Consider the following 24,305-nt stretch of genomic DNA (forward strand, 5'->3'; position numbering starts at 1 on the left):
CGCTGCCGCACAGGAGGATTGCCATCACTGAACAGGCATCTCCTGAGGACGTGGCCGGCGTGACCGGGCGCCCTGCCGCGCCCGGTCAGGGGCCGCCGGCCAGGGCCGCCGATCAGGGGGGCGGATCGGCGGCCGGGAACCAGGGCGCTGAGGGAGGTAGCGCCCCGGAAGGCCGAGGGGGGCGGGTCAGCGGCCGGAGACGGGGAGGGCGGGTCAGCGGCCGGAGACGAGGTTGCCGAGGCGGGCGTACAGCGAGGTGCCGGTGCCGCGGTCGTTCTCGTGGCGGTCGGCGGCCCGGAACAGCGTGTAGATGAGCTGCACGCCCGCCCACCGCAGCGGCTCCGGCTCCCACTGCCGCACCTGCCGGCCCACCCATGGCAGCGCCGTCAGCTCGGTGTCCCGCCGCAGCACCAGGTCGCGCAGCGTGCGCCCGGCCAGGTTCGTGGTGGTCACGCCGCTGCCGACGTACCCGCCGGCCCAGCCGAGCCCGCTCGCGTGGTCGAGGTGCACGGTCGAGCACCAGTCGCGCGGCACGCCGAGCACCCCGCACCACGAGTGCTGCACCCGCGCGTCGGCCGCCGCGGGGAAGAGCTTCACCAGCATCCGCCACAGCAGCGCCACCGTCCGCGCCTGGGTGGCCCCCCGGCGGTCGGTACGCGACCCGAACCGGTACGGCACCCCCCGCCCGCCGATCGCGATCCGGTCGTCGGCCGTGCGCTGGGCGTAGACGTAGGCGTGGGCCTGGTCGCCGAGCAGTTCGTGCCCGGCCCAGCCGATGTGCTTCCACACCTCGGCGGGCAGCGGCTCGGTGACGATCATGGAGCTGTTCATCGGCAGCCACTGCCGGTGCTGCCCGGCCAGGGACGCGGTGAAGCCCTCGGTGGCGCGGATGACGTAGTCGGCCGAGACGATGCCGAGCGGCGTGTGCGCGGTCGCCTTGCCGCCGCCCACGCGCGGCCGGATCTCGGTCACCGTCGTGCCCTCGAAGATGTCCACGCCCAGCGCCGCGACGGCCGTGGCCAGCCCGACGGCGAGCTTGGCCGGCTGCACGCGGGCGCAGTGCGGCGAGTACGCGGCCTCCAGCGTGCCCGCCACCTGGAGGCGTTCGCGCTGCTCGTCGCGGTCCATCAGGCGCATGTCGTCCTCGCCGTACCCCCAGGAGCGCAGGTCGGCGACCTCCTCGCGGAGCCGTCGCCGCTGGGCCGGGTTGGTGGCCACGTGCACGAGACCGCCCTTGTGCACGTCGGCGTCGATGCCCTCGGCGCGGGTGACGTCGATGACCTCGTCCACCGCGCGGAACATGGCGTGCTGGAGGTCGATCATGGCCTGCCGGCCGCGCGCCTCGGCGTGCCGCTCGCGTGAGCCGGCGAACTCGGCCGACAGCCAGCCGCCGTTGCGCCCGGACGCCCCGAACCCGGCGAACTCCTTCTCCAGGATCGCGATCCGCAGGTCGGGCTGGGCCTTCTTCAGGTAGTACGCCGTCCACAGACCGGTGTAGCCGCCGCCGACGATCGCCACGTCGTACTCGCGGGAGCCGGGCAGCGACGGCCGCCTGGCGGGCAGGCCGATCTGCCGGTACCAGAACGAGACGCCCCCGTTGGCGAAGTCGTCGGTGAGCGGGATGCCTGTCATGACTGTTCTGCCTCCACGGCTGCTGCTTGCCCCTCCGCTGTTTCCCCGTCCGCTTTGTCCCCGGCGGACGGGGTGGGCGGGCTGATCACCCAGAGCACCTCGGCGGTCTCGTCGCCGTCGTTGACCACCCGGTGCGGGACCGACGTGCGGTACTCCACGCTGTCGCCGGGCCCCATCGGGTGCGCGGCGGCGGACCCGGCGGGGCCCAGCCAGAGCGTGAGGTTGCCGCGCAGCACGAGGAAGATCTCCTGCGAGTCGCCGTGCGTGTACGGCTCGTCGCCGGTGGAGGCGCCCGGCTCGAACTCCCCGGCGTACATCTCCAGGGTGCGCAGCGGGCGCTGGGAGATCAGGAACTTGCGGGTGCCCGGCCCGGTGGCCAGCTCGGGACGCTCGGCGCGGCGCACCACGCGGTGGGCGGGCTCGTCGTCCTCGTTGAACAGGTCGGCCACGGTGATGCCGAGCGCCGAGGCGATCCTGCGCAGCATGCCGATGCTCGCGCTGGTCTGGCCGCGTTCGAGCTGGCTGATGAAGCTCGGGCTCGCCTTGGCCTCGCCGGCCAGCGCGCGCACGGTCATGCCGCGCATGCCGCGGTAGGCCCGGATGCGGGTGCCCAGGTCCGTCATCGAACCCCTCGATCGGTCAGGCTGAACAAGTTGTTCAGTGACCGTACCGACGGCGGAGAAAGCCCAGCAAGAGGGGGGTGCCTAACGAATCGGTAACCGGTCTCAGCCGCGGGTCGGCCGCTGGTAGCCCTCGTCGCCGCCGTAGACGTGCCGGGACGGGTCGTGTTCGGGCTGGGTGGCCGGGCTGGTCGGCGAGGCGGTGTGCTCCTCGGCGAAGTCGTCCGAGGGCGTGGGCGGCGGCGGGAACAGGTAGTCGTGCCAGGTGATCCGGCCCTTGGGATCGGCCTCGGTGGTGAACGCGCCCGCGCGCTGCGCGGCGGCCAGCTTGCCCGGGATGCGCACCGGCAGGCACAGGCGGCGCAGGTGACGGGCGTCGAGCCAGGTCCTGGCCAGCTCCTCGGTGCCGAGGACCTGCGGGCCGCCGTACTCCAGGACCGCGCAGGCGGGGCCGCCGGCCAGCAGCGCGGCCAGGCGGCCGGCGACGTCGTTCACGTGGACCGGCTGCCAGAGCAGCGAGCGGTCCATGGGCAGCACGGGCAGCGTGGACAGGTCGCGCAGCAGCCGGTCGACCGACTGGTGGAACGGGGTGGCGCGGACGACCGTCCAGGCCATGCCGCTCTCCTTGACCAGCCGTTCGGCCTCCAGCTTGTGCCGGTGGCCGGGCGCGCGGTCCGCGCCGGCGACCGAGGGCAGCAGCAGGTGCGAGGCTCCGGCCGCGCGGGCCGCCGCGGTCAGCGTGCGGGTGCCGGCCAGGTCCACCTGGGCGCCTCCCTGCCGGCCGCCGGTGGCCAGGTGCGCGACGGCCTCGATCTGCCGTACGGCCTCCGCGACGCCCTTGCCCGAGGCCAGATCGCCCCAAGCCCACTCCACGCCCCCGCGGCTCTCGTGCCGGGTACGGCTGAGCGCCCGTACGCGATGACCCGCCTTGAGCAGGACGGGCACCAGTGCCCTGCCGAGGGTGCCGGTGGCTCCTGTGACCAGAATGCGCATGCCGGGTCCATACCCGCGAATCCCCAGAGATGACAATGATTTTCGTGACGAGGTCTGTGGACGGCGGTGCGGGGTAGAGCCGCCAATATGGCTCGTATCGCATCCGAATCCCTGATCGAACGGCTCGCCGAGTGGGGCGTGGACACCGTCTTCGGCCTGCCGGGCGACGGTATCAACGGCATCATGGAGGGGCTGCGCCGTCATCGTGACCGGGTGCGGTTCGTGCTGGTGCACCACGAGGAGGCCGCCGCCTTCATGGCCACCGGCTACGCCAAGGCCACGGGACGGATCGGCGTGTGCCTGGCCACCTCCGGCCCCGGCGGCATCCACCTGCTCAACGGTCTCTACGACGCCAAGCTCGACCACGTCCCCGTGCTGGCCATCACCGGCATGCAGGAGACCGCCGTGCTCGGCACCGGCTACCAGCAGGAGGTCCACCTCGACAAGCTGTTCGCCGACGTGGCCGAGTACAACATGATGATCACCAACCCGGCCCAGCTGCCCTCGCTGGTGGACCTGGCCGTCCGGACGGCCTACGCGCGGCGCGGCGTCGCCCATCTCACGCTGCCCAACGACATCCAGGTGGCCGACGCGGGGGAGGACCCGTACCGGACGGTCGCGCCGGTGCGGGCGCCGGAGACCGCGCCGATCTACCTGCGGCCCCCGGGGCTGCCGCGCCAGGAGGACCTGGCTCGGGCCGCCGAGGTGCTCAACGCCGCCGAACGGCCCGCCATCCTGGCCGGGCAGGGCGCGCTGCACGCCCGGGACGAGGTGCTGGCCGTGGCCGAGGCGCTGGGCGCGCCGGTGGTCAAGACGCTGCCCGGCAAGGCGGTCGTCCCGGACGACTCGCCGTACACGACGGGCGGGATCGGGCTGCTCGGCACGAGGCCGAGCGAGGAGCTGATGGACGAGGCCGACGTGCTGTTCATGATCGGCACGAACTTCCCGTACTCGAAGTTCCTCCCCGAGCCGGGCAAGGCGCGGGTGGTGCAGTTCGAGGCCGAGCCGACCAGGGCGGGGGCGCGGGTGCCGACCGACGTGCCCGTGGTGTGCGACGCCAAGGAGGGACTGCGGGAGCTGCTGCCGCTGCTCAACCGCGGGAACGGCAACGGCCACCTGGCGAAGTACCAGAAGCTCATGGCCAAGTGGCGCTCCGACATGGACGCCCTGGAGAACCCCGACAGGGACCCGATCGCCCCCCAGTACGCCATGGCCGTCCTGGACGACCTGGCCTCCGACGACGCCATCCTCACCTGCGACAGCGGCACGATCGCCACCTGGGCCGCCCGCCACTGGACGATCCGCGGCGGGCGCGAGTTCTACCTGTCGGGCACGCTGGCCACGATGGCCCCGGGCCTGCCGTACGCCATCGCCATGCAGCACGCCTTCCCCGGCCGCCAGGTCATCGCCTACGTCGGCGACGGCGGGTTCGCGATGCTGATGGCCGAGTTCCTGACCGCCGCCCAGCACCGGCTGCCGGTCAAGGTCGTCATCAACAACAACAACTCCCTCGGCCAGATCCTGTGGGAGCAGATGGTCCTCGGCTACCCCGAGCACGGCGTGCGCTTCGCCCAGCCTGAGGCCGACTACTCGGTGTGGGCCAGGGCGTGCGGCGGGTTCGGCGCCAAGGTCACCAAGTCCGGGGACGTGGCCGCGGCGATCAGGCAGGCGCTCGCCCACGACGGCCCGGCCCTGGTGGACGTGGACGTCAACCCGAACGAGCCGCCCATGCCCGGCAAGGTCTCCTACGACCAGGCCAAGAGCTTCGCCCAGGCGTTCCTGAAGGGCCAGCCGCACAAGGCGGCCATCGCGACCACCCTGTTCAAGGACCGCATCCAGAGATTCACCGACTGATCCCCCACCTCCGGACACCGCCCCACCTCGGGACACCTGGGACCCCTGCCTTGAGAGGCCGCTCGCGTTCGGATCCGGCCGGTCAGGGGTGGGGCGACCCGGGCGGGCCGGCCGGTCAGGGGGTCTGGTGGGCGTGTGCGATCCGGGCGGCGGCCTCCAGGAGGGGGTCCACCAGCCGGGGCAGCTCGCGGGAGCGCCGCGAGGCGAGCACGATCCCCACGGCGGCCACCGCCCGCCCGTCCACCACGACCGGCGCCGCCGCCGAGCACGAGCCGAGCGTCATCTCCTCGTGCGTCAGCGCGTAGCCCTGCGCCCGCACCGCCGCCAGCTCCCTGGCCAGCCGGCCGGGCTCGGTGACGGTGTGCGGCGTGGGCCGTTCGAGGGCGCGGGCCAGGTACGCCTGCACGAACCACTCCGGCTCGAAGGCCAACAGCGCCTTGCCCACGCCCGTCGGGTGCATCGGCAGCCGCCCGCCGGTGCGCGAGACGATGGGCACGGCCCGCCTGCCGTACACCTTGTCGACGTACAGGACCTCCAGGCCGTCGCGGACGGCGAGGTGCACGTTCTCGCCGGTGGTGGCGAACAGCTCCTGGAGCCAGGGGTGCGCGCGGCCCTGGAGGCTGCCGGGGGCGAGCTGGCCGAGCTCCCACAGCCGCAGCCCCACCCGCAGCCGCCCGTCGGGGGAGCGGCTGAGCGCCTGCCACCGTTCCAGCTCGGCCACCAGCCGGTGGGCCGTGCTCAGCGGCACCCCGCTCCGCCTGGCCAGGTCGGTCAGCGTGAGCTGCGGATGGGCCGCGTCGAACGCCCCCAGGATCGCCAGCACCTTGGACGTCACCGTCTGCCCCGGCTGCCGGGCTCCTCCGGACATGACCACACTCCTGCACAGTTCTTCCACTCAGTGGAAGAGGCTACTCGGCTCCCGGGGCCTGAAGGCAGCAGACTTCCCTCATGCGAACTCAGGTCGGGATCATCGGCGCGGGCCCCGCGGGCCTGCTGCTGTCTCATCTGCTCCACCTGCGCGGCATCTCCTCGGTGGTGCTGGAGAAGCGCAGCCGCGCCTACGTCGAGCGGCGGGTGCGCGCGGGCGTCCTGGAGCAGGGCACCGTGGACACGCTCGTCGAGGCGGGCGTGGGCGGGCGCCTGCTGCGCGAGGGCCTGCCCCACCACGGCATCGAGCTGCGGTACGGCGGCGCCGGCCACCGCATCGCCTTCGACAAGCTCGTCCCCGGCCGGGCCATCACCGTCTACGGCCAGCAGGAGGTCGTCAAGGACCTGATCGCGGCCCGGCTGGCGGCGGGCGGCGACGTCCGGTTCGAGGTCGAGGACGTCGCGGTGCACTCGCCGGAGTCGCAGCCGTACCTCACCTTCGGCGGCGAGCGCCTCGACTGCGACGTGATCGCCGGGTGCGACGGGTTCCACGGCGTCTCCCGCCCCAGCGTCCCGGACGGGGTCCTGGAGGTGTTCGAGCGGGAGTACCCCTTCGCGTGGCTCGGCGTCCTGGCCGAGGTGGCGCCCTCGTCGGAGGAGCTGATCTACGCCAGGACCGAGCGCGGCTTCGCCCTGCACAGCATGCGCTCGCCCACCGTCAGCCGCTTCTACCTGCAGGTCCCGGCCGACGCCGACGTGGCGCAGTGGCCGGACGAGCGCGTCTGGGCCGAGCTGAAGGCCCGGCTGGAGACTGTCCCGGGCTTCGAGCTGACCACGGGCGAGATCATCGAGAAGGGCGTCACGCCGATGCGCTCCTTCGTCACCGAGCCCATGCAGTACGGGCGGCTCTACCTGGCCGGGGACGCCGCGCACATCGTGCCGCCGACCGGCGCCAAGGGCCTGAACCTGGCCGTGGCCGACGTCCGGGTGCTGACCGAGGCGTTGACGGCCTTCTTCGAGCACGGCTCGCCGGAACTGCTGGACGGCTACTCGCGGGCGTGCCTGAAGCGGGTGTGGCGGGCGCAGCACTTCTCGTGGTGGATGACGACGCTGCTGCACACCTTCGACGAGGACGACGCGTACGGGCGGCGGCTCCAGACCTCCTACCTGGACTACGTCACCTCCTCGGAGGCGGCGGCGACCACGCTGGCGGAGAACTACGTCGGGCTGCCCTTCGACTGACCCGTCCGGCCCGTGCGACCACCCCCCCGGGCGGTCTGACCTCGGGTGATGCCTTAAGGTTGGCGCGTGGTTTTCGAGGAGGGCTGGGCGCGTTCGCCCCTGCGGTGGTTGATGGACACGCTGGGCCACGCCCAGCTCGCCAGGATGGAGAGCGAGCCGGCGCTGGTCGCGGCCGTGGATCAGCACGCGGCCCTGCTGCGTGACGCGATCCCGCTCGACCGCGAGACCCTCGGCGACTACCTGCTGGGCTTCCTCGACGAGCTGCGCCACCTGGGCTGGATCTTCAGCGGCGACCACGACGCACCCGCGCTGCGGCTGACGGCCGTCTGCTGGCTCGCCCGCGAACAGGGCTTCCTCGCCGAACCCGCCTGACCGCCCCCAAGACGGGGGCGGGGCCGGTCCGCGGGGTCGGGTGGTGCGGGCCGGCCCTGGTGGGTCCGCGTGACCGGGCGCTCGTCCCGGCCACACGGAGCTCAGGTTCCGGGCGGGATGTCCGCGCGGGTCGCCCCGCCGGCGGTGCCGGTCGTGCCGGTCGTGCCGGTCGTGCCGGTCGTGCCGGTCGTGCCGGGTGCGCCGGGCGTGGTCTGGGCCGGCTCGGCGGGCCGGGCCATCGTGCGGGCGTCCTCACGTCCCCGCTGGTACGCCTCGGCGTGCGCCCTGGCCTGCGGCGCCTCCGCCTCGATCCGGCCGATCCAGCGCTCCCAGCGTTGCTGCATCGGACGGACGAGCCCGCCGCCCAGCCCGATGGCCAGGATCGCGCCGATGGTGGCGAGCACGGTGATGAGCACCGGCGTCGTGACGGTCGTGGCGACGCCGATCTGGTTGAGCGCGGCGATGATGCCCAGCGCCCAGATGAAGACGGCCGCCGCGATGCCGAGCCAGCGCCCGTAGGACAGGCCGCCGAGCGCGCCGTCGACGAGATCCTTGACGGCCCTGGCGATCGCGCCCGCGATCACGATGATCACGATGGCGACCACGGCCTTGGGCAGCCAGCCGACCACCCCGTTGAGCAGCGCCGAGATCGGGTTGGGCCCGAAGACGCTGAAGGCGATCTGCAGGGTGATCAGCAGGATCGCGTAGTAGACGAGCTTGGCGAGCAGGCCGCTGGCGTCGTACCGGCTGCTTTCGAGCCACCGCTGCACGCCGCTGCGCTGCACGGCCCGCTCGAACCCCACGCGGTCGAGGAGCTTGTCCACGAGCTTCTGCAGCGCCTTCGCCACGATCCACCCGATGATCAGGATCACCAGGAACGCGACCAGCCTGGGCACGAACGTCGCCACCTGTCGCCAGGCGTCCGTCAGGCCTTGGCCAATATTGATGTCCACGGTTTCCTCCAGGACGAGGAGCCAATGGAGTCGCGCTACCCGCCTGAACTGGGACTATGCACCCAAAGCAACCGAATTTTTGCAGACTGTTACATTTGTACAAGTGTGCGCGGGCGTCAGCGTAGCCGGCGCAGGTCCATCTGGAAGTTCTGGTGCCAGGTCTGCCCACCGTCCACGGTGGTCTCGCCGATCTCGTGCCAGGTCGTGGTGGTGAACGTCAGCGTGTAGCGGCTGGTGTAGGCGGGCGTCTGGAGGCTCCACCGGAAGGTGTTGTCGCCGACCTCCGGCACGACCGTGGTGACGTAGCCGCGGGAGAACGCCTCCCACCGGTACTGGCCGGTCGCCTCGTTGTAGTTGATCACGGCCAGGGCGCTGTCCGCGATCGTGCGCGGGTCGGCCTTGTCGCGGCCCTGCCCTTCGACCGAGATCACCAGGTCGCCCGCCTGCCGGCGCACCCGCTCGGTCTGCAGGAACTCCTGCCGCGTCCCGGACGGGGTGACGGTCCAGCCCGGCCCCGCCCAGGTCCCGATCATGAACGAGAGCCGCCGCATGGCCTCCGCCTGCCCGACGAGTGCCTGCCCGACGGATGCCTGCCCGCTGAGCGCCTGCCCGCTGAGCGCCGGGGAGGGCGTCCGGGCGGCCGTCGCCGGGCCGGGGGAGAGCAGGGCCGCGAGCAGGGCGAGCGGCAGGAGCAGGCGGACCAGTGACTTCATCAAGGCGTCCTCGTCAGTGAGCGGCTGATGCCGAGCCGGGGGTGAGCGGTCAGGTAGAGGCCGGTGGCGGCGTCGTACAGGTCGTTGGCGTCCATGCGCATGGGGGCCATGGTGCTGCCGGCGGGCGTGACGTTGCGCAGGGCGCGCAGCCCCGCGTCGTGGGCGGCGGTCACCAGCTCGCTCATCGGCGCGGTGCCGCCGGCGGTGGTGGCGTCGGTCAGGTCCGACAGCCCGGCCGTGATCGCGGCGAACGCGTGGTCGGACCTCTCACCCCTGACCAGGTGCTGGGCCAGCCAGAAGTAGCTGGCCCGGCCGCGGTACTGCCGGTAGACCGAGGAGACCATGGTCAGCAGCCGCTGGTAGGCGTTGCGGTAGAGCGACTCGTAGAACCCTTGGGCCTCCTGCTCGCTCACCTCGCCGCGGTCGGTGGCGGTGATCGAGGCCGCGGCCAGCAGGGCGCTGTACATGGCCAGGTGCACGCCGGTCGACAGCAGCGGGTCGAGGAAGCAGGCGGCGTCCCCGGCGATGTGGTAACCGGGGCCGCAGAAGGAGTCGGCCACGTACGAGAAGTCCTGCTCGATCCGGACCGGGCCGGTGAACCTGCCGACCAGCCCCGCCACGGTCGGCGAGTCGGCCACCACCGCGTGGAACATCTCCTCCGGCGACCCGTAGTGGGGACGCCGCTCCAGGAAGCGCGTCTGGTGGGTGACGAAGCCGACGCTGAACACCTCGCCGCGCAACGGGATCACCCAGTACCACCCTTCCGGCGAGGAGATGACGTTGATGCCGCCGCCCGGCGTGTCCGGAAGCAGGTCGCCGCCCTGGTAGTAGCCCCAGATCGCGACGTTCCTGAAGACGTCGTGCGGTCGTCGGTCACGGAAGTGCCGCGCCGACAGTACCCCGGCGCGTCCGGAGGCGTCGACCAGGTGATCGAAGCGCTCGACGCCGCGGTCCCACTCGGCGGCGCACGCGCGGCCGTCCTCGAACAGCACGCGCCGGACCCTCGCCTGCTGGATCACCTCGACGCCCTGGGAGGCGGCGTGGTCCAGCAGCACCTGGTCGAAGTCGTCCCGGTCGACCTGCCAGGAGCGCACGTCAGGGCCGAACGTGGCCGCCCAGTTCACCGTCCAGTCGCGTTCGGCGCCCCAGCGCAGCAGCAGGCCCTCCTTGACCGGGTAGCCGCGTTCCTCGACCTTGTCGTGCGCCCCGGCGTAGTCGATGATCGTCCGGCACGACGGGGACACCGACTCGCCGATGTGGTAACGCGGGAAACGTTCGCGTTCCAGCAGCCTCACGTCCATTCCGTTGCGGGCCAGCAGCGTGGCGGCGATCGAGCCCGCCGGGCCGCCGCCGATCACTAATACCTTGGTCATCGCGAGCCCTTCCGATAATCGATGCGTATTACGCAGTCGCGGGCCCGGCAAGCGGGGCCCAATACGTAGGCCGATACGTATATTCCGGCGTTATTCTGGACCGCCGGCCCGGCCTGGTCGATGATGCGTCTGAGTTCCGTTCCGTCTTTCTTCAAGGAGCGCGCATGGGATTGAACCTCCGGCTGGTCGTTCCCCTGGTCTACGCCGTCGCGGTGGTCGTGGCCTTTCTGATCGGCAAGACGGTCGGCTCGGTGGTCGTCATCGCCGGCGCCGTCCTCGTGGCCCTGTTCTTCGTCCTGTCCGGGCGGTCACGTCAGCGCGAATAGGGCCCCCCATGGGTCGCGCACGATCGTCGCCCGGGGATGCCCGGGGGCGGTCGTGGCGCCCAGCCGGGCCGCCGTCGCCGCCGCCGCGGCGCGGTCCGCGGTGGCGAAGAACGTCATCCACTGCGGGCGTGCCCCCGTCCCCTCGCGGGTCGCGGGCGCGGCGCCGAGCAGGTCCCGGTAGAACGCGGTCCCGGCCGACCACAGCTCGTGCCCGCACCACGTCCCCGGCTCGCCGGCCAGCACGATCCCGGCCGGACGGTGTCCCTCCCAGAAGCCGACCGCCGCCCCCGCCGGGTCGGTCGCGAACAGCACGCGGCCGTCCTGGCCGGCCGCCATCGGGCCGAAGACGACGCCGCCGCCCAGCTCCTTCACCCCTACGGCCACCGCGTCCACGTCCGGAGCCGCCAGGTAGGTGTTCCAGGAGGCCGGCAGGCCCGGCGGCACCCGGCCGAAACCGGCCACGACCTGGCCGCCGAGCTCGACGAAGGAGTAGCCGCCCTCCTCGCGGAAGGTCCAGCCGAACAGCTCTCCGTAGAAGGCCCGTGCGCCGGCCGGGTCGAGCGCCCCGTAGTCCACCCAGCACGGCTCGCCCGGCTCATAGTGCTCGTGAATCGGCACGCCCGGCCTCCTCGTCCGCTTCGAGGGCCGACAGCCGCAGGTGCCCGGCGATGAGCGGCGCCACGACCTCGGGCCGTTCGATCATGCACAGGTGCCCCGCGCCGGGGACGGTGACCGTACGGCACAGCGGGACCGACCCGCCCAGCAGCGCGGCGCCGGCCCGGAACGTCGGCATGTCCCGGTCGCCCACGACGACCAGCGTGCGCGCCCGGATGCCGCGCAGGTCCTCGACCGTGTGGACGTGCCTGCTCAGCCCGTGCATCGCGCCGTCGCGCAGCTCCCGCCACGAATGCCCGGCCACGATCGCGCGCAGCCTGGCGCGCAGCTCGGGGTGGTCCTCGGTGCCGCGGAAGATGTCCGGCGGCGAGGACATCCACAGGTCGGCGAGCTGCTCGCCCCCCGCGCCCATCCGAGCCAGCCCGGCCAGCGCCCGGTACCGCCCGGCGGTGCCCGGCTCGGGGGGCGCGCCCGCGATGGTCGGGGAGCCGACGATCAGCCCGCGCACGTCACGCGGATGGTCGATGGCCAGTTGCAGGGCGATCATCGAGCCGATCGACTCGGCCACCACCAGCGCGGCCGACTCGGCCCTGGCCAGCCCGGCCAGCTCGGCCGCCAGCGCGGGCAGCGACGTGCCCGGCCGCAGCGGCCCGGAACGCCCGTGGCCCGGCAGGTCCACGCCGACGTGCCGCCAGCCGGGCAGCAGGTTCCACAGCGGCTCCCACACCGAGGCGTCCATCGTGTAGCCGTGGATCCACAACACGGCCCGGCCCTGGCCGGTCGAGCGCACGTACAGGCTCATGAGGACGCTCCGGGGACGGCGGCGAAACCCTGACAGAAGCGGCGGAAGGCGATGACCGGGGTGTCGCCGGCGTCCAGCCGCTGCGGGGCGTCCGTGTCGAGGTGGTCCCAGACGACGCGGTCCTGGTCGAAGGCGTAGCGGGCGCCGTGCACGAGGGCGGGCAGCGAGTCCGTCCGGTCCGGCCGCACGCCGATGGCCACCCGTCCCACGCAGCCCGTCCCGTCCGGCACCGCGCCGGTGACGATCGTGTACGGCGCCTCCGGCGTGCCCAGCTCGGTCACCACGAGATGCGGGCTGTAGGCGCGGGCCACGAAGCGGGAGGCGAAGTCGAGCCGCCGCTCCTTCTCCCACGGCGGCGCCTTGGTACGGAACTCGCCCTCGATCACCAGCTCGTCGTGCTCGCCCATCCTGACCCGCATGCCGCGCACCGAGGGCACCAGGTGGACGGTGCTGAAGTGCTGGGCGTCGAAGGCGTTCTCGACGACGTACTCGGCCGGGACCGTCACCGGCTGGTTCACCGCCGCCACGATCACCAGGTCCTCGGCCGCCTGCTTGATCGCCTGCTCGAAGCCCCGGTCGTCGCCGGGGTCGCCGGACAGCCGGGCGAACAGCGCCGCCCCGGCGCGCAGCGTGCGCAGCTCGTCCACCGCCCAGCGGCGGCCGGACCCGCCCAGCGAGATGCGTTTGCCGTGGAAGGGGCAGATCACGCAGTCGCCGTCCAGCTTGCCGCCGTAGGCCAGGTGGGCGCCCCGGTGCGGGCAGGTGGCCTCGAACACCCGGATCCGCTCGCCGTCGCGCACGGCCATCAGGCGCGTACCGCCCAGCCGCAGCGGCGTGATCCCCGGGCCGATCTCGTCGTCGAGGGCGAGCAGGAACCACCCGCCGTGGAGCTCCCCGTTGCCAGCCGTCATCTCTCCAGCGCCCCAATCACCTCTGTGGCCGCGCGCTCCCCGCTGGCCATCGCCATGTGCGCCATGGGCGGACCGGACAGGCCGACGGTGGCCTCCCCGGCGAAGAAGACCGTCCCGCCCAGCGGCTCGGCCCAGGCCGGGGACGCCCACAGCGCCCCCACGCCCGGGTACGTGTAGGCCCCGCCCGTCCACGGGTCGGCGCCCCAGTCGCACACCACCACCTCCGCCGGGTTCAGCCCCCGCGTCCACGGCAGGGCCCCGGCCAGCAGCGCGACCAGCCCGCCCGGCTCGGCCCAGGCGCTCCTGGCCGCCGCGGCGGCGCGGGCCTTGGCCATCACCAGCACCTCGGGCCGCCCGGCCGTCGTGCTGACGAACCCCAGACGGCCCCCGGCGTCGAAGACCACGACGGACTCGGGCGCCTGTTCGGGATAGGCGACCAGCCCGCACCAGGCGTCCCCGGGCCGCAGCTCGTACGCCGCCGCCTGCTTGCGCACGGGCAGGTCGTTCACCACGAGCCGCCCCTCGGCGACCACCGGCGGCGGCACGGTGACCACGGCGGCGGCGGCGCTCTCCACGTGCCCGGCGGCGGTCAGCACCCGCACCCGGCCGCGCGTCCAGGACAGGCGGACGACCGCGTCGCCGAGCCGCACCCGCAGCCCCTCGGCCAGCCGCGCGGGCAGCCGGTCGAAGCCGCCGGGCAGCGCGAACTCGCCCCGTCCCGCCGGGTCGGCGCGCCGCAGCGCGGCCAGCGCGGGCGCGCTCAGCGCCTCGGGCTCGGCCGCCCAGTTCTGCCTGAACCACTCCGCGGCCGGCTCCAGCGCCCGCGGGCTGTCGGCGGTCTCCTCCTTGAGCCACGCCGCGACCGGCACGTCCCAGGGGCTCGCCCCCGCCAGGCGGCGCAGCGGCTCCCGGGCCGCGCCCGACGTCAGCCGGTCCTCCAGCAGCGGCGGCGTGGGCCGCAGCGCGGTCAGCGGACGCGGCCCGCCGGGCAGCAGCACCCGCGCCGCGCGCCGCGGCACCGGCACCGGCGCCTCCAGACCGGGCAGCGCCGCGATCGGGTTGCGGTCACCGTGGATCACCTGCGCGCCCAGCTCCAGCAGGGACGGCCGGTGGGTGCGGATCCGGCCGCCCACCCGCTCCCCGGCCTCCAGCACCGCGACCGCCAGGCCCGCGCCGGCCAGGCGCGCGGCCGCCGCCAGCCCGCTCACCCCGGCGCCGATCACGACGACGTCAAGCTCTGCCACCGGCACATCCTCTGTAGTAGTTTGTCCTCGGCCTGATCATGAGGAGACGCGATGACGGCACCCCGCACGCTGCCCGGCCACTTAGCGCACCCGTTCTCTCCTCGCGGGCGGCTCGACCCGTATCCGGCGTACCGCTGGCTGCGCGAGAACGACCCCGTGCACTTCGACGTCACCTCGCGCATGTGGCTGCTGACCGCGCACGCCGACTGCGCGCTCGCGCTGCGCGACCCGCGCTTCTCGGCCGCGCTCGGGCAGCGGGAACGGGTCAGGGACGACGAGCTGCCGCCGTCGATGCTGACCACCGATCCCCCCGAGCACCAGCGCCTGCGCTCGCCCGGCGCGCTGCTGATGGGCCCGGCCGCCATCCGCGGCGTCGCGGGCGACATCGAGGCCGGGATCGGCGCGGTGCTCGACGCGCTGGCCGGCCGCGACGAGATCGAGGCCACCGCCGACATCGGCGAGCCGCTGGCCACCGGCGTGCTGGCCAGGCTGTTCGGGCTGCCGGCCGCCGACGTGCCGGTCTTCGCCGGGCTGGCCGCCCGCGTGTCGGTCAACCTCGACCCGCTGGCCGGGCCCCAGGCCGCCGCGGCCGGGCGGGCCGCGATGGGCGAGCTCACCCGCTTCCTCGGCGAGCGCGCCGACGCCGCCACCGCCACCGCCGCCGCAGGGAACGGGCCGGGTGGCTCGCCCTTCGGCCGGCTGGCCGCCGACGACCGGCTGACCAGGGCCGAGATGCTCGGCATCGCCGCGCTCACGGTCGTCGGCGGATGGAAGCCGCTGGCCGAGATGGTGGGCAACGCGCTCCATTGGCTGCTGCCGTGCCACGAGGCCGCCGACCGGATCAGGAACGGCGGCCGGGAGGTGGCCGAGTCGGCCGTGGACGAGCTGCTGCGGCTGGAGTCGCCGATCCCGTTCACCGCCAGGGTGACCACCGAGGCGGTCCCGCTGGACGGCGGCGTGATCCCGGCGGGGGCGAGGGTGCTGGCCCTGGTCGGGGCGGCCAACCGCGATCCGGCCGTGTTCGACCGGCCCGACGAGCTGCTGGTCACCCGCTCGCCCAACCCCCATCTGGCCTTCGGCGCGGGCACCCACCTCTGCCTGGGCGCGCCGCTGGTCAGGCAGGCCGGCGGGCTGCTGCTGAGCGGGCTGCTGGAGCGGTATCCCGGGCTGCGCCGGACGGGGAAGCCGCCCGCGTGGGCCCCGGGCCTGGTGCCCAGGAGGCTGACCGGCTTCACCCTCGCCATCTGAGCCCCTCCCCGGCTAGCGGACGTTGGCGCCGCGCCAGCGGAAGGTCAGCAGGCTCAGCAGCAGCGCCGCCACGCACCAGGCGCCCAGCACCGCGGCCGTCCTGCCCAGCTCCCACGTGCCGGCGGGCTCCACCACCGCGAAGTCGGCCGGCAGGAACACCGAGCGCAGGCCCTGTGTCATCCACTTCAGCGGGAAGAACGCCGCCAGGCTCTGCATCCAGGCGGGCAGCTCGCTGTAGGGGAAGAACACCCCGGAGATGAACTGCAGCACCAGGAACGGCAGCGTGACGATCGCCGCGGCCGAGCGGGCGTTCGGGATCATCGCGCTGAAGGCCACCGCCAGCAGCGAGCAGGACGTCGCCCCGAGCAGCAGCACCCAGGCGAACGTGAGCCAGTGGGCGGCGTCCGGCGGCATCGGCAGGCGGAACAGCGCGACGCCGACGGCCAGCAGGATCGCCGCCTCCAGCAAGCCGGTCACCACCACCCGGACGATCTTGCCGACGAAGTACGCCGTCTTCGGCATCGGCGAGGAGGCCAGGCGGCGGATCATGCCGTTGTCCCGCTCGATCGCGATGTTGATCGCCAGGCCGTTGAAGCTGACGCTCATGATGCCGCAGGCGATGATCCCGGCCACGAACATCTGCTTGAAGTCGGTGTGCGTGCCGGGGACCGTGCCGGAGAAGATCGAGCCGAGCACCAGCAGCAGCACGATCGGCAGCAGCAGCGTGAAGAACAGCGACTGGCGGTTGCGGAAGAACGACTTCAGCTCCACCGACGAACGGGCCGCCGACGCCCGCCAGAGCCCCGACCCGCCGCCCCGTGCGCGCACGGGACGGCCCTGCTCGGCCACGATCGCGTTCGAGCTGGTCATGACTGGGCCCCCTGGTTCTCGCGGATCAGCTTGAGGTAGACGTCCTCCAGCGTCGGCCGGTGGACGCGCAGGTCGGGCAGCTCGTCGGCGCCCGCGCGCGCGGCCCAGGGCAGCAGCGCGGCCAGGGCCCGCGTGGGCGTGTGGGTGAGCAGCGTGAGCGTGCCGCCGGGCACGCCGGGCGCGCAGGACGGGTCCAGCGCGGTGCCCGGAGGCAGGTCCGGCAGTTCGGCCGCGCTCAGCTCGGGCGTGAGGGTGAAGCTCACCGCGGCGGGCGTGTCACGCCGGCCGCCCAGCTCGCTCACCGGCCCGGTCTCGACGATCCGGCCGGCCACGATCACCGCCGCGCGTTGCGCCAGCGCCTCCACCTCGTCGAGGTAGTGGGTGGTCAGCACGGTCGTCTTGCCCTGGTCGGCGAAGAAGCGGACCAGGTCCCACGCCTCCATCCGGGCCTCCGGGTCCAGCCCGGTGGTCGGCTCGTCCAGGAAGATCAGGTCGGGGTCGCCGACGACGCCGACGGCCACGTCCAGGCGGCGCAGCTGGCCGCCCGAGAGCGTCTGGGCCTGCTTGCGCTCCTTCGCGCCGAGGCCCACCATGTCGATGACCTGCGCCGCGGGCAGCGGCGCGGGGTAGAAGGCGGCGAAGTGCTCGACGACCTCGCGGACGGTCAGGTCCGCGTAGGCGCCCGTCGTCTGCGGCACGATGCCGAGCCGCGCCCGCCACTGCGGGGCGTCCTCGGCCGGGTCGCGGCCGAGGACACGCACGTCGCCGCCCGAACGCCGGCGCACGCCTTCGAGGATCTCGACCGTGGTCGTCTTGCCCGCGCCGTTGGGGCCGAGTAAGGCGAACACCTCTCCGGGACGAACGTCCAGGTCCACACCCTGCAGGATGAGAGCGGGACCGTACTGCTTGCGCAGCCCCCGTACGTGGATGGGGTTCGCCTGGTCGTCGGACATGATCTCCTCTTCCTCCTCTTGGCGTGCGTGGCTCCCGGCGTCAGGTGCAGCAGCAGCAGGGGCAGCAGCAGCAGTTGACGTCGACGCCGGCCGCGATCGAGTCGAGGTCGCCCTCGCTCAGCTCGGCCATGTCGATCTGCGGCGTCTCGGGGATGTGGAACTCGAACGTCCCCGTCTCCAGGCCGCGCTCCCACAGCGAGACCTGCACGTCGAGGTTCGTGTCGTGGTGGCCGTCGGGCACGTTGCGCACGAGGGTGATCTGGGCGCCCGCGGGAACCTCGAGGCCGGCCTCGGCCAGCGCCTCGCGCGGGTTGCTGTCCAGCTTCGCCGAGAATTCCTCGCTCGACCACGCGGTGATCAGGACTCGGGTGTAGGCGTTGACGAATTCGGTCCGCTCTCTGGGGTTCAGGGCCATTGCGTCCTCCTGGAGCTTTTCCCCTTCGGCGCGGTGCGCCGTCTCGGAACGGAGTCTTACACAGCCGAATTCGAGGTGCCTAGACTTAATTTCCGGGGCTCCGGATTAAGTATTGAGAGCCCTCTGCTTAAAAGGTACTCTGCAAATACGCCGACCGGAACAATACGAAGCGATATACGTATTCGGTGGCCGGAAATGCGTATCGGAATATTCGTTTGCGTAAGCCATCGGGAGAACCCATGTCCGGGACGTACGTATCCCCCCGGGTGCCGCCGGGACCGGCCGGAACCCAGAGCCTGAGGGCCATGCGCGACGCGCCGCTGGAGTTCGTCACCGCCATGGCGGCCCTCGGCGACGTCACCCGCCACGACGCGGACGGCGAGCCGGTCTACATGCTCAACCGCCCCGACCTGGCCAGGCACGTGCTGAAGGAGAACGGCGCCGCCTACACCAAGGAACGCACGCCGGACGACGACATGCTCCGCCCCCTGCTCGGCAACGGCCTGCTGACCAGCGACGGCGCCGAGTGGGCGGCCCAGCGCAGGATGTGCGCGCCCGCGTTCAGGCCCGCCGAGGTGGGCCGGTTCGACCAGGTCATCGTCGAGGCCGCCGAGCACCTGGTGACGCACTGGGCCGGCGACCGGCCCGTACGCGTCGACCACGACCTGACCTCGCTCACCCTCGGCGTGATCGTCAAGGCCATGCTGGGCACCGACATCGGCGTCGCCGGCGAGGGCTTCGGCCGCGCCGTGGACGCGGTCAACCGCTTCATCGGCCACTACGTACCCAGCGACGACCCCGACCCGGCCGACACCGCCGCGCGGCACGCCGGCTTCCTGCGGGCGCGGGCCTTCCTCGACCGGGTCACCAGGCTCATCATCGCCGCCCGCCGGGCCGGCGGCGCGGGCGACGACCTGCTCGGCGCGATGCTGGCCGAAGGGCACGCGATGTCCGACGCCGACCTGCGCGACCAGGTGCTGACCATCGTCATGGCCGGCCACGAGACCACCGCCAAGTCGCTGACCTGGACGCTCTACCTGCTCGACCGGCACCCGGAGGCGGCCGAGGCCGTGCACGCCGAGATCGACGAGGTGCTGGCCGGCCGGTCGCCCACCGCCGCCGACCTGCCCAGGCTGCGCCGCTGCCGGCAGGCCGTCCAGGAGGCCATGCGGCTCTACCCGCCGGTCTGGCTGATCTCCCGCCGCGGCACGGCCGACGACGTGCTGGACGGCTACGACGTACCGGCCGGGTCGCTGGTGTGCGTCAGCCCGTGGGTGCTGCACCGCGACCCGAGGTACTGGGAGGAGCCGGATGCGTACCGGCCGGAGAGGTTCGACCCCGACCGGGCCGCCCGGCTGCTCAGCCACCAGTACCTGCCCTTCGGCGGCGGCCCGCGCATCTGCGTCGGACGGCACTTCGCGCTGGCGGAGGCCACGCTCGTGCTCGCGGTGATCCTGCGCGGGCTGCGCATGGAACTGGTGGAGGGCTTCCCCGTCGAGCCCGAGGCGCTGGTCACGCTGCGGCCCAGGCACGGCCTGATGATGACCCCGAGGCCCCGATGAGCGCGGCGCCGGCGGCCACCGGCTCCTACGACGCCGCCGCCACCACGTGGGGCGGCGTGACCGGCGAGCTGGCCCGGCTGGAGGCCCAGGCGGCGCTCTCCTTCGAGGAGGAGCTGCGCATCATGCGCGACCTCGGGCTGACCCGCGAGGGCCCGCTGCTGGAGCTGGGCGCCGGCTCGGGCGCGGTCACCCGCCGGCTGCGTGCCGCCGAGCCGGGGCTGCCCGTCATCGCGCTCGACGTGGACGCCTCCCTGCTGCGCAACGCGGGCGGCTGCGGCGCCCCGCTGGTCACCGCCGACGGCGCCCGGCTGCCGTTGCGTACCGGCAGCGTGGGCGGCGTACTGCTGCGGTACGTACTGCAGCACGTGGGCGATCCGGCGCCGATGCTGGCCGAGGCGCTGCGCGTGCTGCGTCCCGGCGGCCGGATCGTGGTCGTCGAGGTGGACAGCATGTTGTGGGGGCTGGCCGACCCGATGTACCCCGAGCTGGCCTCCGTCCACGCGACGATGGCCCAGGCCCAGCGCGGCGCCGGAGGGGACCGGCAGATCGGCAGGAAGCTCACCCGGCTGCTGCGCGGCGGCGGGTTCGCCGACGTGGTGCTGCGCCCGTTCGCCACCACCAACGACACCCACCCCACCGCGGCCTTCGCCCCGCACCTGGGGCCCGAACGCCTGGCGCCGCTCGTCGCCTCGGGCGCGCTGCCGATGGCGGGGCTCGCCCTGGCCGCCGACCGCTGGCGGCGTTTCCTGGCCGACCCGGACGCCTGGGTCATGCTGCTCGGCTTCGTCGTCGCCGGGACCGCACCGTACGGACCGGCTCAGCACTCATCGGAAGGAAGCACGTCATGAGTCCGTTCTGGAAGATCTTCATCGCGATCTTCAGCTACATCAGCGCGATCGTCGGCCTCGGGCTGGCCGTCGTGAACGCCAGCGAGAAGCCACCCGCGACCTCGCTGGCCATCGTGTACGGCGCCGCCGGCCTGCTGTTCCTGGCCGTGGGCGTGCTGCTCAGCCGCAGGGCCCGCTACTGAGGGCGCTCCCGGGGCCCGGCCGTCAGGAGGCCGGGTCGCAGGGGCGCACCTCGACGATGTCACCGGGCGCGTAGGGCATCTTGCGCGCCCACGACTCGGCCTCCTCGGCCGACTGGACCTCGATGACCCAGATGCCGCCGATCTGCTCCCGCCCGACCGCGTACGGGCCGTCGACGGCGGGCCCGTCGGGTCTGACCAGCTTGCCCTCCCCGGACCTGGTCAGCCCCGCGCCGTACTTGACCTTGACCCCCGCCATCGCCATCGCCCGGCCGAACTGGCGGTGGGCCTCGGCCATCCGCTCCCGCTCGCTCTCGCTGAAGGCGTCCCAGAGCATCTCGTCGCCGTGGATCAGCAGCACGAAGTCCATGAGTCGTCTACCTCCCTGTGGGTTCTGCCCCAAAGGCGTGGTGGGGCGCGGGCAGAGCCCCGGTTGGCACTATCGTGACATCCTTCCACGGTCGCAGCGCCGTAACTCGACCCGGTCGCCCGGCCCGGACGGCAGGCGCCCGGCCCACTCCAGGGCCGCCTCCTCCGACGGCAGGTCGAGGATCCACATGCCGCCCAGCTCCGGACGGCCGTCCTCGCGCGGCTCCCCCTCGGCCGCGTCCGGGCGGGCCAGCCGGGCGCCGAACACCACCGTGACGCCCGCCTCCCGCAGCTCCCGCCCGAAGGCGAGGTAGGCGGAGAACAGCGCGGAGCGGTCCTGCTCCGACAGCTCCGCCCAGGCCCGTTCCGGCCCGTGGATCAGCAGCGCGAACTCCATGACGGCTCCTCCCGTGCGCTCACATCTGCCGCCGCGCCAGCCGCGCGAACAGCCCCTGCTCCTCGGTGAGCAGCTCGTCGTAGGTGCCCTGCTGGACGATGCGGCCGCCGTCGAGCACCAGGATCTTGTCGGCGTCCCGGACGGTGGACAACCGGTGGGCGATGACCACACGGGTGGCGTTGAGCCGGCGGGTGCTCTCGGCGATGACGTTCTGGGCGGGGTTGTCCAGGGCGCTGGTCGCCTCGTCGAAGAAGACGATGCGGGGCCGCGAGACCAGCGCCCTGGCGATCATGATGCGCTGCCGCTGGCCGCCGGAGAGCGTGTTCGTGCCCTCCGACAGGACGGTGTTCATGCCCATCGGCATGGCCGTGATGTCGTCGGAGATGCCGGCCATCGCCGCCGCCTCCCAGGCGTCGTCGACGGTGTGGTTCGTGCTGCCGACGATGTTCTGCCGGATGTCGCCGGCCAGCAGGGCGCCGTTCTGCAGCACCACGCCGCACTGCCGGCGCACCGCGCCGAGGTCCAGCTCGCCCAGGTCCTGGCCGTCGTACAGGACCGAACCGACGTCGGGCTGCTCGAAGCCGAGCAGCAGGCGCAGGATCGTGGACTTGCCGCTGCCGGTCGGGCCCACGATCGCGACGAACTCGCCGGGCTCGATCGACAGGTCGATGTCGGTGAGCACCGCGGGGCCGTCCCCGCCGTAGCGGAAGGAGACCCGGGACAGGCTGACGCGGCCCGACAGGTCGCCCGGGTCGGCCTTGCCCTTGTGGTCCTCCGGCTCGGCCTCCAGCACCGGGGCCAGCTTCTCCAGCATCGGCACCACGCCCATGGCGGTGATGGCCGCGCCGGTGAACTGCAGCACCGAGGCGATGAGCAGGTTGAACGCGGCGAAGAAGGCCAGGAACGCGCTGATCGGCAACTGCCCGCGCAGCGGCCCGGCCGCCACGGCGAAGATCACGACCGAGCAGACCAGCGGGAACCCGGCGTTGAAGGTGGTCACCACGTTCTGCAGCCGCCGGGCGGCGGCCGAGGTGGTCCTGGTCGCCATGAAGTCGCGCGTCCACACGCCGAACGCCTGGTCCTCCGCGGCCGCCACGCGCAGCTTGGGCACCGCCGACAGGAGCTGGAACACCCGCGACGACAGCCGCTGCTCCTGCTCGTACAGGCGGCGTTGCAGGCGTACCTCGAAGAAGCCGGCGACCGCGCACACCAGCACGCCGGCCAGCACCAGCAGGGTCGCCAGCAGCGCCAGGCCGACGTCGTAGACGTACACCAGCGCCAGGTTGGCCAGCCCGCCGAACAGCCCGAGCGTCGCGGTGGTCATCACGCCCGACAACGTCTCCTGCGCCGCGCTCACGCCCAGCACGGTCGTGCCCAGCTCGCCGGTGGAGTAACGGCCGAAGAACGTGACGGGCAGGGACAGCAGCCGCGTCCACGCGCCCGCCTGCACCCGGGCCGACGAGCGGCCCTCGATGCGCAGGGCCGCGACGTTCTGCACGATCGACAGCGCCCCCGCCACCAGCGCGCCGCCGATCACCAGCGCCGCGCCCTGCACGATGAGGTCGCGCTCGGCCCGCTGCACGAACGTCCCCAGCACCAGCCCGGTCATCGCGGGCACCAGCAGGCCGATGACCGCCACCAGCGTGCCCAGGGAGGCCAGCACCCAGAGGTCGCGGCCGTTGCGGGCCAGGCCGAAGCGCAGCAGCCCGGCCACGGTCCGCACCTCGCGCGGCAGCGGCTGGTACAGCACCTCGGCCTTGCCGGTCAGCGTGGCGGCCACCGCCTTGGTGACGGGCGTGACCCGGCTGTGGCCGGGCTGGGCGACCACGTACCGCGAGCCGATCGGCAGCAGGGCCACCGGCGTCCCGTCGTCGGCCCGGTAGCCCACCATGGGCCCGATGTCGTGTTTCCACCAGCCGTCGTCCAGCCGGACCGACCGGGTGCGCACCCCGGAGGCCAGCGCGACGGCCTGGAGCGGGTCGGCCCCCCGGGCCTGGCCCGGTGGCGGCGCGGTCACGGTGAACCCGCCGTGCGAGGCCACCAGCCTGGCCGCGGCCAGCGCCGGCGGGTCGGCGGTGACGTCGGCCACGCGCACCTTGGCCTCGGTGTCGCTGACCAGCGTGTCGAAGCCGCGGCGGGCCGCCCGCGTCGTGCCGGCCTCGCGCTCCCTGCGCCGCCGCAGCGCCTCCAGCTCCTGCGCCCGCCGCCGCTCGACCCGGCGGTCCACCGTGTAGAGGAAGCGGATGGCGTGCTCGACCCAGCGGGCCCAGATCGTCTCGTCGGCCAGCAACTGCCAGGTCGAACGGGCGCGCAGCCGGGCGGGGGCGTCGGCGACCATCCAGTCCCGCTCGGTCACGGCCAGCTCGGCGCCCGCGGTCAGCACGCCGGCCACGCCGTCGGGCATCTCGACCGCGCCCTCCTCGACGGTCATCCACCGCACGCCGTCCACCGACCGGGCGGCGCGGCCGGCCGGCAGCTCGGTCACCGCGTCGGGCAGCAGCGGGACGAACTCGCGCGGCGGCAGCGCGTCGCGCAGCGCGGTGGCCAGCGCGATCATCCCGCCCTCCAGCCCGCGGACGAACTGCCGCACGGCCAGCCCGTACTCGGCGGTGGACATCGTGGCCGACCGGTTGGTGCCCGACAGCTCGCCCAGCCTGGCCAGCGGCAGGCGCGAGACCCGCGTGCCGAGCACCGGACGGCCCACGATGCCGTGCCTGGGCCCCTTGGGCGAGCCCGGCAGCAACGTGCCCTGCCGGACCCGGCACAGGTAGTGCCACCGGCCGACCGGACGGCCGCCCTCCAGGCGCACCGCGAACAGGTCGACCGCGCCCTCCTCCACCAGCAGCACCTCGCGCACGCCCGACAGCACGAACAGGTTCTCCGCCGAGTAGTCCACCGGCGTGGCGGCGTCGGTGAAGAACGGGGAGAAACCAGCCACTTTCAGCAC

Annotated in this window: 25 protein-coding genes; 8 read left to right on the top strand and 17 right to left on the bottom strand. The window is 73.3% G+C overall.

Annotation, left to right across the window (positions count from 1 at the left end; translation table 11 throughout):
* Nucleotides 1-213: 213 nt before the first annotated feature.
* From AB0J97_RS33650 to AB0J97_RS33660, 3 genes are all read right to left on the bottom strand, one after another.
* Entirely contained in the window at nucleotides 214-1,632 is a 1,419-nt protein-coding gene (locus AB0J97_RS33650) for an FAD-binding oxidoreductase (protein WP_364096215.1), read from the bottom strand.
* A complete protein-coding gene (locus AB0J97_RS33655) occupies nucleotides 1,629-2,255 on the bottom strand; it encodes a cupin domain-containing protein (RefSeq protein WP_357706755.1) in 627 nt (208 codons plus the stop codon). The genes AB0J97_RS33650 and AB0J97_RS33655 overlap by 4 nt, the downstream gene beginning before the upstream one ends.
* A gap of 102 nt (nucleotides 2,256-2,357) precedes the next feature.
* A complete protein-coding gene (locus tag AB0J97_RS33660) occupies nucleotides 2,358-3,245 on the bottom strand; it encodes an SDR family oxidoreductase (RefSeq protein WP_364096218.1) in 888 nt (295 codons plus the stop codon).
* A gap of 87 nt (nucleotides 3,246-3,332) precedes the next feature.
* On the opposite strand from AB0J97_RS33660, the gene AB0J97_RS33665 reads away from it, so the two are divergent.
* Nucleotides 3,333-5,099 carry a thiamine pyrophosphate-dependent enzyme gene (locus tag AB0J97_RS33665; protein WP_364096221.1) on the top strand — a complete coding sequence of 589 codons (1,767 nt, stop codon included), beginning with the start codon at nucleotides 3,333-3,335 and terminating at the stop codon, nucleotides 5,097-5,099.
* A 115-nt stretch (nucleotides 5,100-5,214) separates the two neighbouring features.
* On the opposite strand, the gene AB0J97_RS33670 is transcribed toward AB0J97_RS33665, so the two are convergent.
* Nucleotides 5,215-5,967 (bottom strand): IclR family transcriptional regulator, encoded by a 753-nt coding sequence (locus tag AB0J97_RS33670; RefSeq protein WP_364096224.1) that lies wholly within the window; start codon nucleotides 5,965-5,967, stop codon nucleotides 5,215-5,217.
* An 80-nt stretch (nucleotides 5,968-6,047) separates the two neighbouring features.
* Between AB0J97_RS33670 and AB0J97_RS33675 the strand changes: the two genes are divergently transcribed.
* Both AB0J97_RS33675 and AB0J97_RS33680 read left to right on the top strand, forming a co-directional pair.
* A complete protein-coding gene (locus AB0J97_RS33675; protein ID WP_364096227.1) occupies nucleotides 6,048-7,208 on the top strand; it encodes a 4-hydroxybenzoate 3-monooxygenase in 1,161 nt (386 codons plus the stop codon).
* A gap of 66 nt (nucleotides 7,209-7,274) precedes the next feature.
* Complete coding sequence (locus tag AB0J97_RS33680) at nucleotides 7,275-7,580, top strand: DUF6401 family natural product biosynthesis protein (protein ID WP_357706747.1); 306 nt, start codon at nucleotides 7,275-7,277, stop codon at nucleotides 7,578-7,580.
* Between the two features lie 101 nt (nucleotides 7,581-7,681).
* On the opposite strand, the gene AB0J97_RS33685 is transcribed toward AB0J97_RS33680, so the two are convergent.
* The 3 genes from AB0J97_RS33685 to AB0J97_RS33695 form a co-directional block, all read right to left on the bottom strand.
* Nucleotides 7,682-8,533 (bottom strand): hypothetical protein, encoded by an 852-nt coding sequence (locus tag AB0J97_RS33685; RefSeq protein WP_364096230.1) that lies wholly within the window; start codon nucleotides 8,531-8,533, stop codon nucleotides 7,682-7,684.
* A 116-nt stretch (nucleotides 8,534-8,649) separates the two neighbouring features.
* The gene (locus AB0J97_RS33690) at nucleotides 8,650-9,246 is read right to left on the bottom strand and encodes a hypothetical protein (protein ID WP_364096233.1); all 597 of its coding nucleotides are present in this window, start codon (nucleotides 9,244-9,246) and stop codon (nucleotides 8,650-8,652) included.
* On the bottom strand, nucleotides 9,246-10,619 hold the full coding sequence (locus AB0J97_RS33695; protein ID WP_357706743.1) for an NAD(P)/FAD-dependent oxidoreductase: 1,374 nt from the start codon (nucleotides 10,617-10,619) through the stop codon (nucleotides 9,246-9,248). The genes AB0J97_RS33690 and AB0J97_RS33695 overlap by 1 nt, the downstream gene beginning before the upstream one ends.
* 164 nt (nucleotides 10,620-10,783) lie before the next feature.
* Here AB0J97_RS33695 and AB0J97_RS33700 point away from each other — a divergent pair, with 164 nt between their 5' ends.
* Nucleotides 10,784-10,945 (top strand): hypothetical protein, encoded by a 162-nt coding sequence (locus AB0J97_RS33700; protein ID WP_357706742.1) that lies wholly within the window; start codon nucleotides 10,784-10,786, stop codon nucleotides 10,943-10,945.
* Here AB0J97_RS33700 and AB0J97_RS33705 read toward each other — a convergent pair.
* Genes AB0J97_RS33705 through AB0J97_RS33720 form a run of 4 tightly spaced genes read right to left on the bottom strand, consistent with a single transcriptional unit; the run spans nucleotide 10,928 to nucleotide 14,517 of the window.
* Nucleotides 10,928-11,563 (bottom strand): VOC family protein, encoded by a 636-nt coding sequence (locus AB0J97_RS33705; RefSeq protein WP_364096237.1) that lies wholly within the window; start codon nucleotides 11,561-11,563, stop codon nucleotides 10,928-10,930. The two genes, AB0J97_RS33700 and AB0J97_RS33705, sit on opposite strands and share 18 nt — an antisense overlap.
* The gene (locus AB0J97_RS33710) at nucleotides 11,541-12,362 is read right to left on the bottom strand and encodes an alpha/beta hydrolase (RefSeq protein WP_364096240.1); all 822 of its coding nucleotides are present in this window, start codon (nucleotides 12,360-12,362) and stop codon (nucleotides 11,541-11,543) included. Before AB0J97_RS33710 ends, AB0J97_RS33705 begins: the two co-directional genes overlap by 23 nt.
* Nucleotides 12,359-13,273 (bottom strand): Rieske 2Fe-2S domain-containing protein, encoded by a 915-nt coding sequence (locus tag AB0J97_RS33715; RefSeq protein WP_357706738.1) that lies wholly within the window; start codon nucleotides 13,271-13,273, stop codon nucleotides 12,359-12,361. Before AB0J97_RS33715 ends, AB0J97_RS33710 begins: the two co-directional genes overlap by 4 nt.
* Complete coding sequence (locus tag AB0J97_RS33720; protein WP_364096244.1) at nucleotides 13,270-14,517, bottom strand: FAD-dependent oxidoreductase; 1,248 nt, start codon at nucleotides 14,515-14,517, stop codon at nucleotides 13,270-13,272. The genes AB0J97_RS33715 and AB0J97_RS33720 overlap by 4 nt, the downstream gene beginning before the upstream one ends.
* A gap of 51 nt (nucleotides 14,518-14,568) precedes the next feature.
* On the opposite strand from AB0J97_RS33720, the gene AB0J97_RS33725 reads away from it, so the two are divergent.
* A complete protein-coding gene (locus AB0J97_RS33725) occupies nucleotides 14,569-15,765 on the top strand; it encodes a cytochrome P450 (protein WP_364096247.1) in 1,197 nt (398 codons plus the stop codon).
* A gap of 12 nt (nucleotides 15,766-15,777) precedes the next feature.
* On the opposite strand, the gene AB0J97_RS33730 is transcribed toward AB0J97_RS33725, so the two are convergent.
* The 3 genes from AB0J97_RS33730 to AB0J97_RS33740 are packed head-to-tail and all read right to left on the bottom strand — an operon-like array spanning nucleotide 15,778 to nucleotide 18,003.
* Complete coding sequence (locus AB0J97_RS33730; RefSeq protein ID WP_364096250.1) at nucleotides 15,778-16,635, bottom strand: ABC transporter permease; 858 nt, start codon at nucleotides 16,633-16,635, stop codon at nucleotides 15,778-15,780.
* Nucleotides 16,632-17,588: an ABC transporter ATP-binding protein gene (locus AB0J97_RS33735; RefSeq protein ID WP_357706733.1), complete on the bottom strand. Its 957-nt coding sequence runs from the start codon at nucleotides 17,586-17,588 to the stop codon at nucleotides 16,632-16,634. Before AB0J97_RS33735 ends, AB0J97_RS33730 begins: the two co-directional genes overlap by 4 nt.
* A gap of 40 nt (nucleotides 17,589-17,628) precedes the next feature.
* Nucleotides 17,629-18,003, bottom strand: coding sequence for a hypothetical protein (locus tag AB0J97_RS33740; protein ID WP_357706732.1), 375 nt, complete (start codon nucleotides 18,001-18,003; stop codon nucleotides 17,629-17,631).
* 305 nt (nucleotides 18,004-18,308) lie between these two features.
* On the opposite strand from AB0J97_RS33740, the gene AB0J97_RS33745 reads away from it, so the two are divergent.
* Genes AB0J97_RS33745 through AB0J97_RS33755 form a run of 3 tightly spaced genes read left to right on the top strand, consistent with a single transcriptional unit; the run spans nucleotide 18,309 to nucleotide 20,595 of the window.
* Nucleotides 18,309-19,565 carry a cytochrome P450 gene (locus AB0J97_RS33745; RefSeq protein ID WP_364096255.1) on the top strand — a complete coding sequence of 419 codons (1,257 nt, stop codon included), beginning with the start codon at nucleotides 18,309-18,311 and terminating at the stop codon, nucleotides 19,563-19,565.
* Nucleotides 19,562-20,413 carry a methyltransferase domain-containing protein gene (locus AB0J97_RS33750; RefSeq protein ID WP_364096258.1) on the top strand — a complete coding sequence of 284 codons (852 nt, stop codon included), beginning with the start codon at nucleotides 19,562-19,564 and terminating at the stop codon, nucleotides 20,411-20,413. Before AB0J97_RS33745 ends, AB0J97_RS33750 begins: the two co-directional genes overlap by 4 nt.
* On the top strand, nucleotides 20,410-20,595 hold the full coding sequence (locus AB0J97_RS33755; protein ID WP_189646391.1) for a hypothetical protein: 186 nt from the start codon (nucleotides 20,410-20,412) through the stop codon (nucleotides 20,593-20,595). The genes AB0J97_RS33750 and AB0J97_RS33755 overlap by 4 nt, the downstream gene beginning before the upstream one ends.
* Nucleotides 20,596-20,617: 22 nt before the next feature.
* On the opposite strand, the gene AB0J97_RS33760 is transcribed toward AB0J97_RS33755, so the two are convergent.
* From AB0J97_RS33760 to AB0J97_RS33770, 3 genes are all read right to left on the bottom strand, one after another.
* On the bottom strand, nucleotides 20,618-20,962 hold the full coding sequence (locus AB0J97_RS33760; RefSeq protein ID WP_357706729.1) for a YciI family protein: 345 nt from the start codon (nucleotides 20,960-20,962) through the stop codon (nucleotides 20,618-20,620).
* Nucleotides 20,963-21,031: 69 nt separating this feature from the next.
* Complete coding sequence (locus tag AB0J97_RS33765; RefSeq protein WP_357706727.1) at nucleotides 21,032-21,358, bottom strand: YciI family protein; 327 nt, start codon at nucleotides 21,356-21,358, stop codon at nucleotides 21,032-21,034.
* A 19-nt stretch (nucleotides 21,359-21,377) separates the two neighbouring features.
* Entirely contained in the window at nucleotides 21,378-24,305 is a 2,928-nt protein-coding gene (locus AB0J97_RS33770) for an NHLP bacteriocin export ABC transporter permease/ATPase subunit (RefSeq protein WP_364096263.1), read from the bottom strand.

Source organism: Nonomuraea sp. NPDC049607 (assembly GCF_040675375.1).
Lineage (GTDB): Bacteria > Actinomycetota > Actinomycetes > Streptosporangiales > Streptosporangiaceae > Nonomuraea.

What these genes read in the sequence shown, in the direction of transcription:
- AB0J97_RS33650 (WP_364096215.1), bottom strand. Translation starts at nt 1,632, where the DNA reads ATGACAGGCATCCCGCTCACCGACGACTTCGCCAACGGGGGCGTCTCG.
- AB0J97_RS33655 (WP_357706755.1), bottom strand. Translation starts at nt 2,255, where the DNA reads ATGACGGACCTGGGCACCCGCATCCGGGCCTACCGCGGCATGCGCGGC.
- AB0J97_RS33660 (WP_364096218.1), bottom strand. Translation starts at nt 3,245, where the DNA reads ATGCGCATTCTGGTCACAGGAGCCACCGGCACCCTCGGCAGGGCACTG.
- AB0J97_RS33665 (WP_364096221.1), top strand. Translation starts at nt 3,333, where the DNA reads ATGGCTCGTATCGCATCCGAATCCCTGATCGAACGGCTCGCCGAGTGG.
- AB0J97_RS33670 (WP_364096224.1), bottom strand. Translation starts at nt 5,967, where the DNA reads ATGTCCGGAGGAGCCCGGCAGCCGGGGCAGACGGTGACGTCCAAGGTG.
- AB0J97_RS33675 (WP_364096227.1), top strand. Translation starts at nt 6,048, where the DNA reads ATGCGAACTCAGGTCGGGATCATCGGCGCGGGCCCCGCGGGCCTGCTG.
- AB0J97_RS33690 (WP_364096233.1), bottom strand. Translation starts at nt 9,246, where the DNA reads ATGAAGTCACTGGTCCGCCTGCTCCTGCCGCTCGCCCTGCTCGCGGCC.
- AB0J97_RS33695 (WP_357706743.1), bottom strand. Translation starts at nt 10,619, where the DNA reads ATGACCAAGGTATTAGTGATCGGCGGCGGCCCGGCGGGCTCGATCGCC.
- AB0J97_RS33700 (WP_357706742.1), top strand. Translation starts at nt 10,784, where the DNA reads ATGGGATTGAACCTCCGGCTGGTCGTTCCCCTGGTCTACGCCGTCGCG.
- AB0J97_RS33710 (WP_364096240.1), bottom strand. Translation starts at nt 12,362, where the DNA reads ATGAGCCTGTACGTGCGCTCGACCGGCCAGGGCCGGGCCGTGTTGTGG.
- AB0J97_RS33715 (WP_357706738.1), bottom strand. Translation starts at nt 13,273, where the DNA reads ATGACGGCTGGCAACGGGGAGCTCCACGGCGGGTGGTTCCTGCTCGCC.
- AB0J97_RS33725 (WP_364096247.1), top strand. Translation starts at nt 14,569, where the DNA reads ATGACGGCACCCCGCACGCTGCCCGGCCACTTAGCGCACCCGTTCTCT.
- AB0J97_RS33730 (WP_364096250.1), bottom strand. Translation starts at nt 16,635, where the DNA reads ATGACCAGCTCGAACGCGATCGTGGCCGAGCAGGGCCGTCCCGTGCGC.
- AB0J97_RS33735 (WP_357706733.1), bottom strand. Translation starts at nt 17,588, where the DNA reads ATGTCCGACGACCAGGCGAACCCCATCCACGTACGGGGGCTGCGCAAG.
- AB0J97_RS33740 (WP_357706732.1), bottom strand. Translation starts at nt 18,003, where the DNA reads ATGGCCCTGAACCCCAGAGAGCGGACCGAATTCGTCAACGCCTACACC.
- AB0J97_RS33745 (WP_364096255.1), top strand. Translation starts at nt 18,309, where the DNA reads ATGCGCGACGCGCCGCTGGAGTTCGTCACCGCCATGGCGGCCCTCGGC.
- AB0J97_RS33750 (WP_364096258.1), top strand. Translation starts at nt 19,562, where the DNA reads ATGAGCGCGGCGCCGGCGGCCACCGGCTCCTACGACGCCGCCGCCACC.
- AB0J97_RS33755 (WP_189646391.1), top strand. Translation starts at nt 20,410, where the DNA reads ATGAGTCCGTTCTGGAAGATCTTCATCGCGATCTTCAGCTACATCAGC.
- AB0J97_RS33760 (WP_357706729.1), bottom strand. Translation starts at nt 20,962, where the DNA reads ATGGACTTCGTGCTGCTGATCCACGGCGACGAGATGCTCTGGGACGCC.
- AB0J97_RS33765 (WP_357706727.1), bottom strand. Translation starts at nt 21,358, where the DNA reads ATGGAGTTCGCGCTGCTGATCCACGGGCCGGAACGGGCCTGGGCGGAG.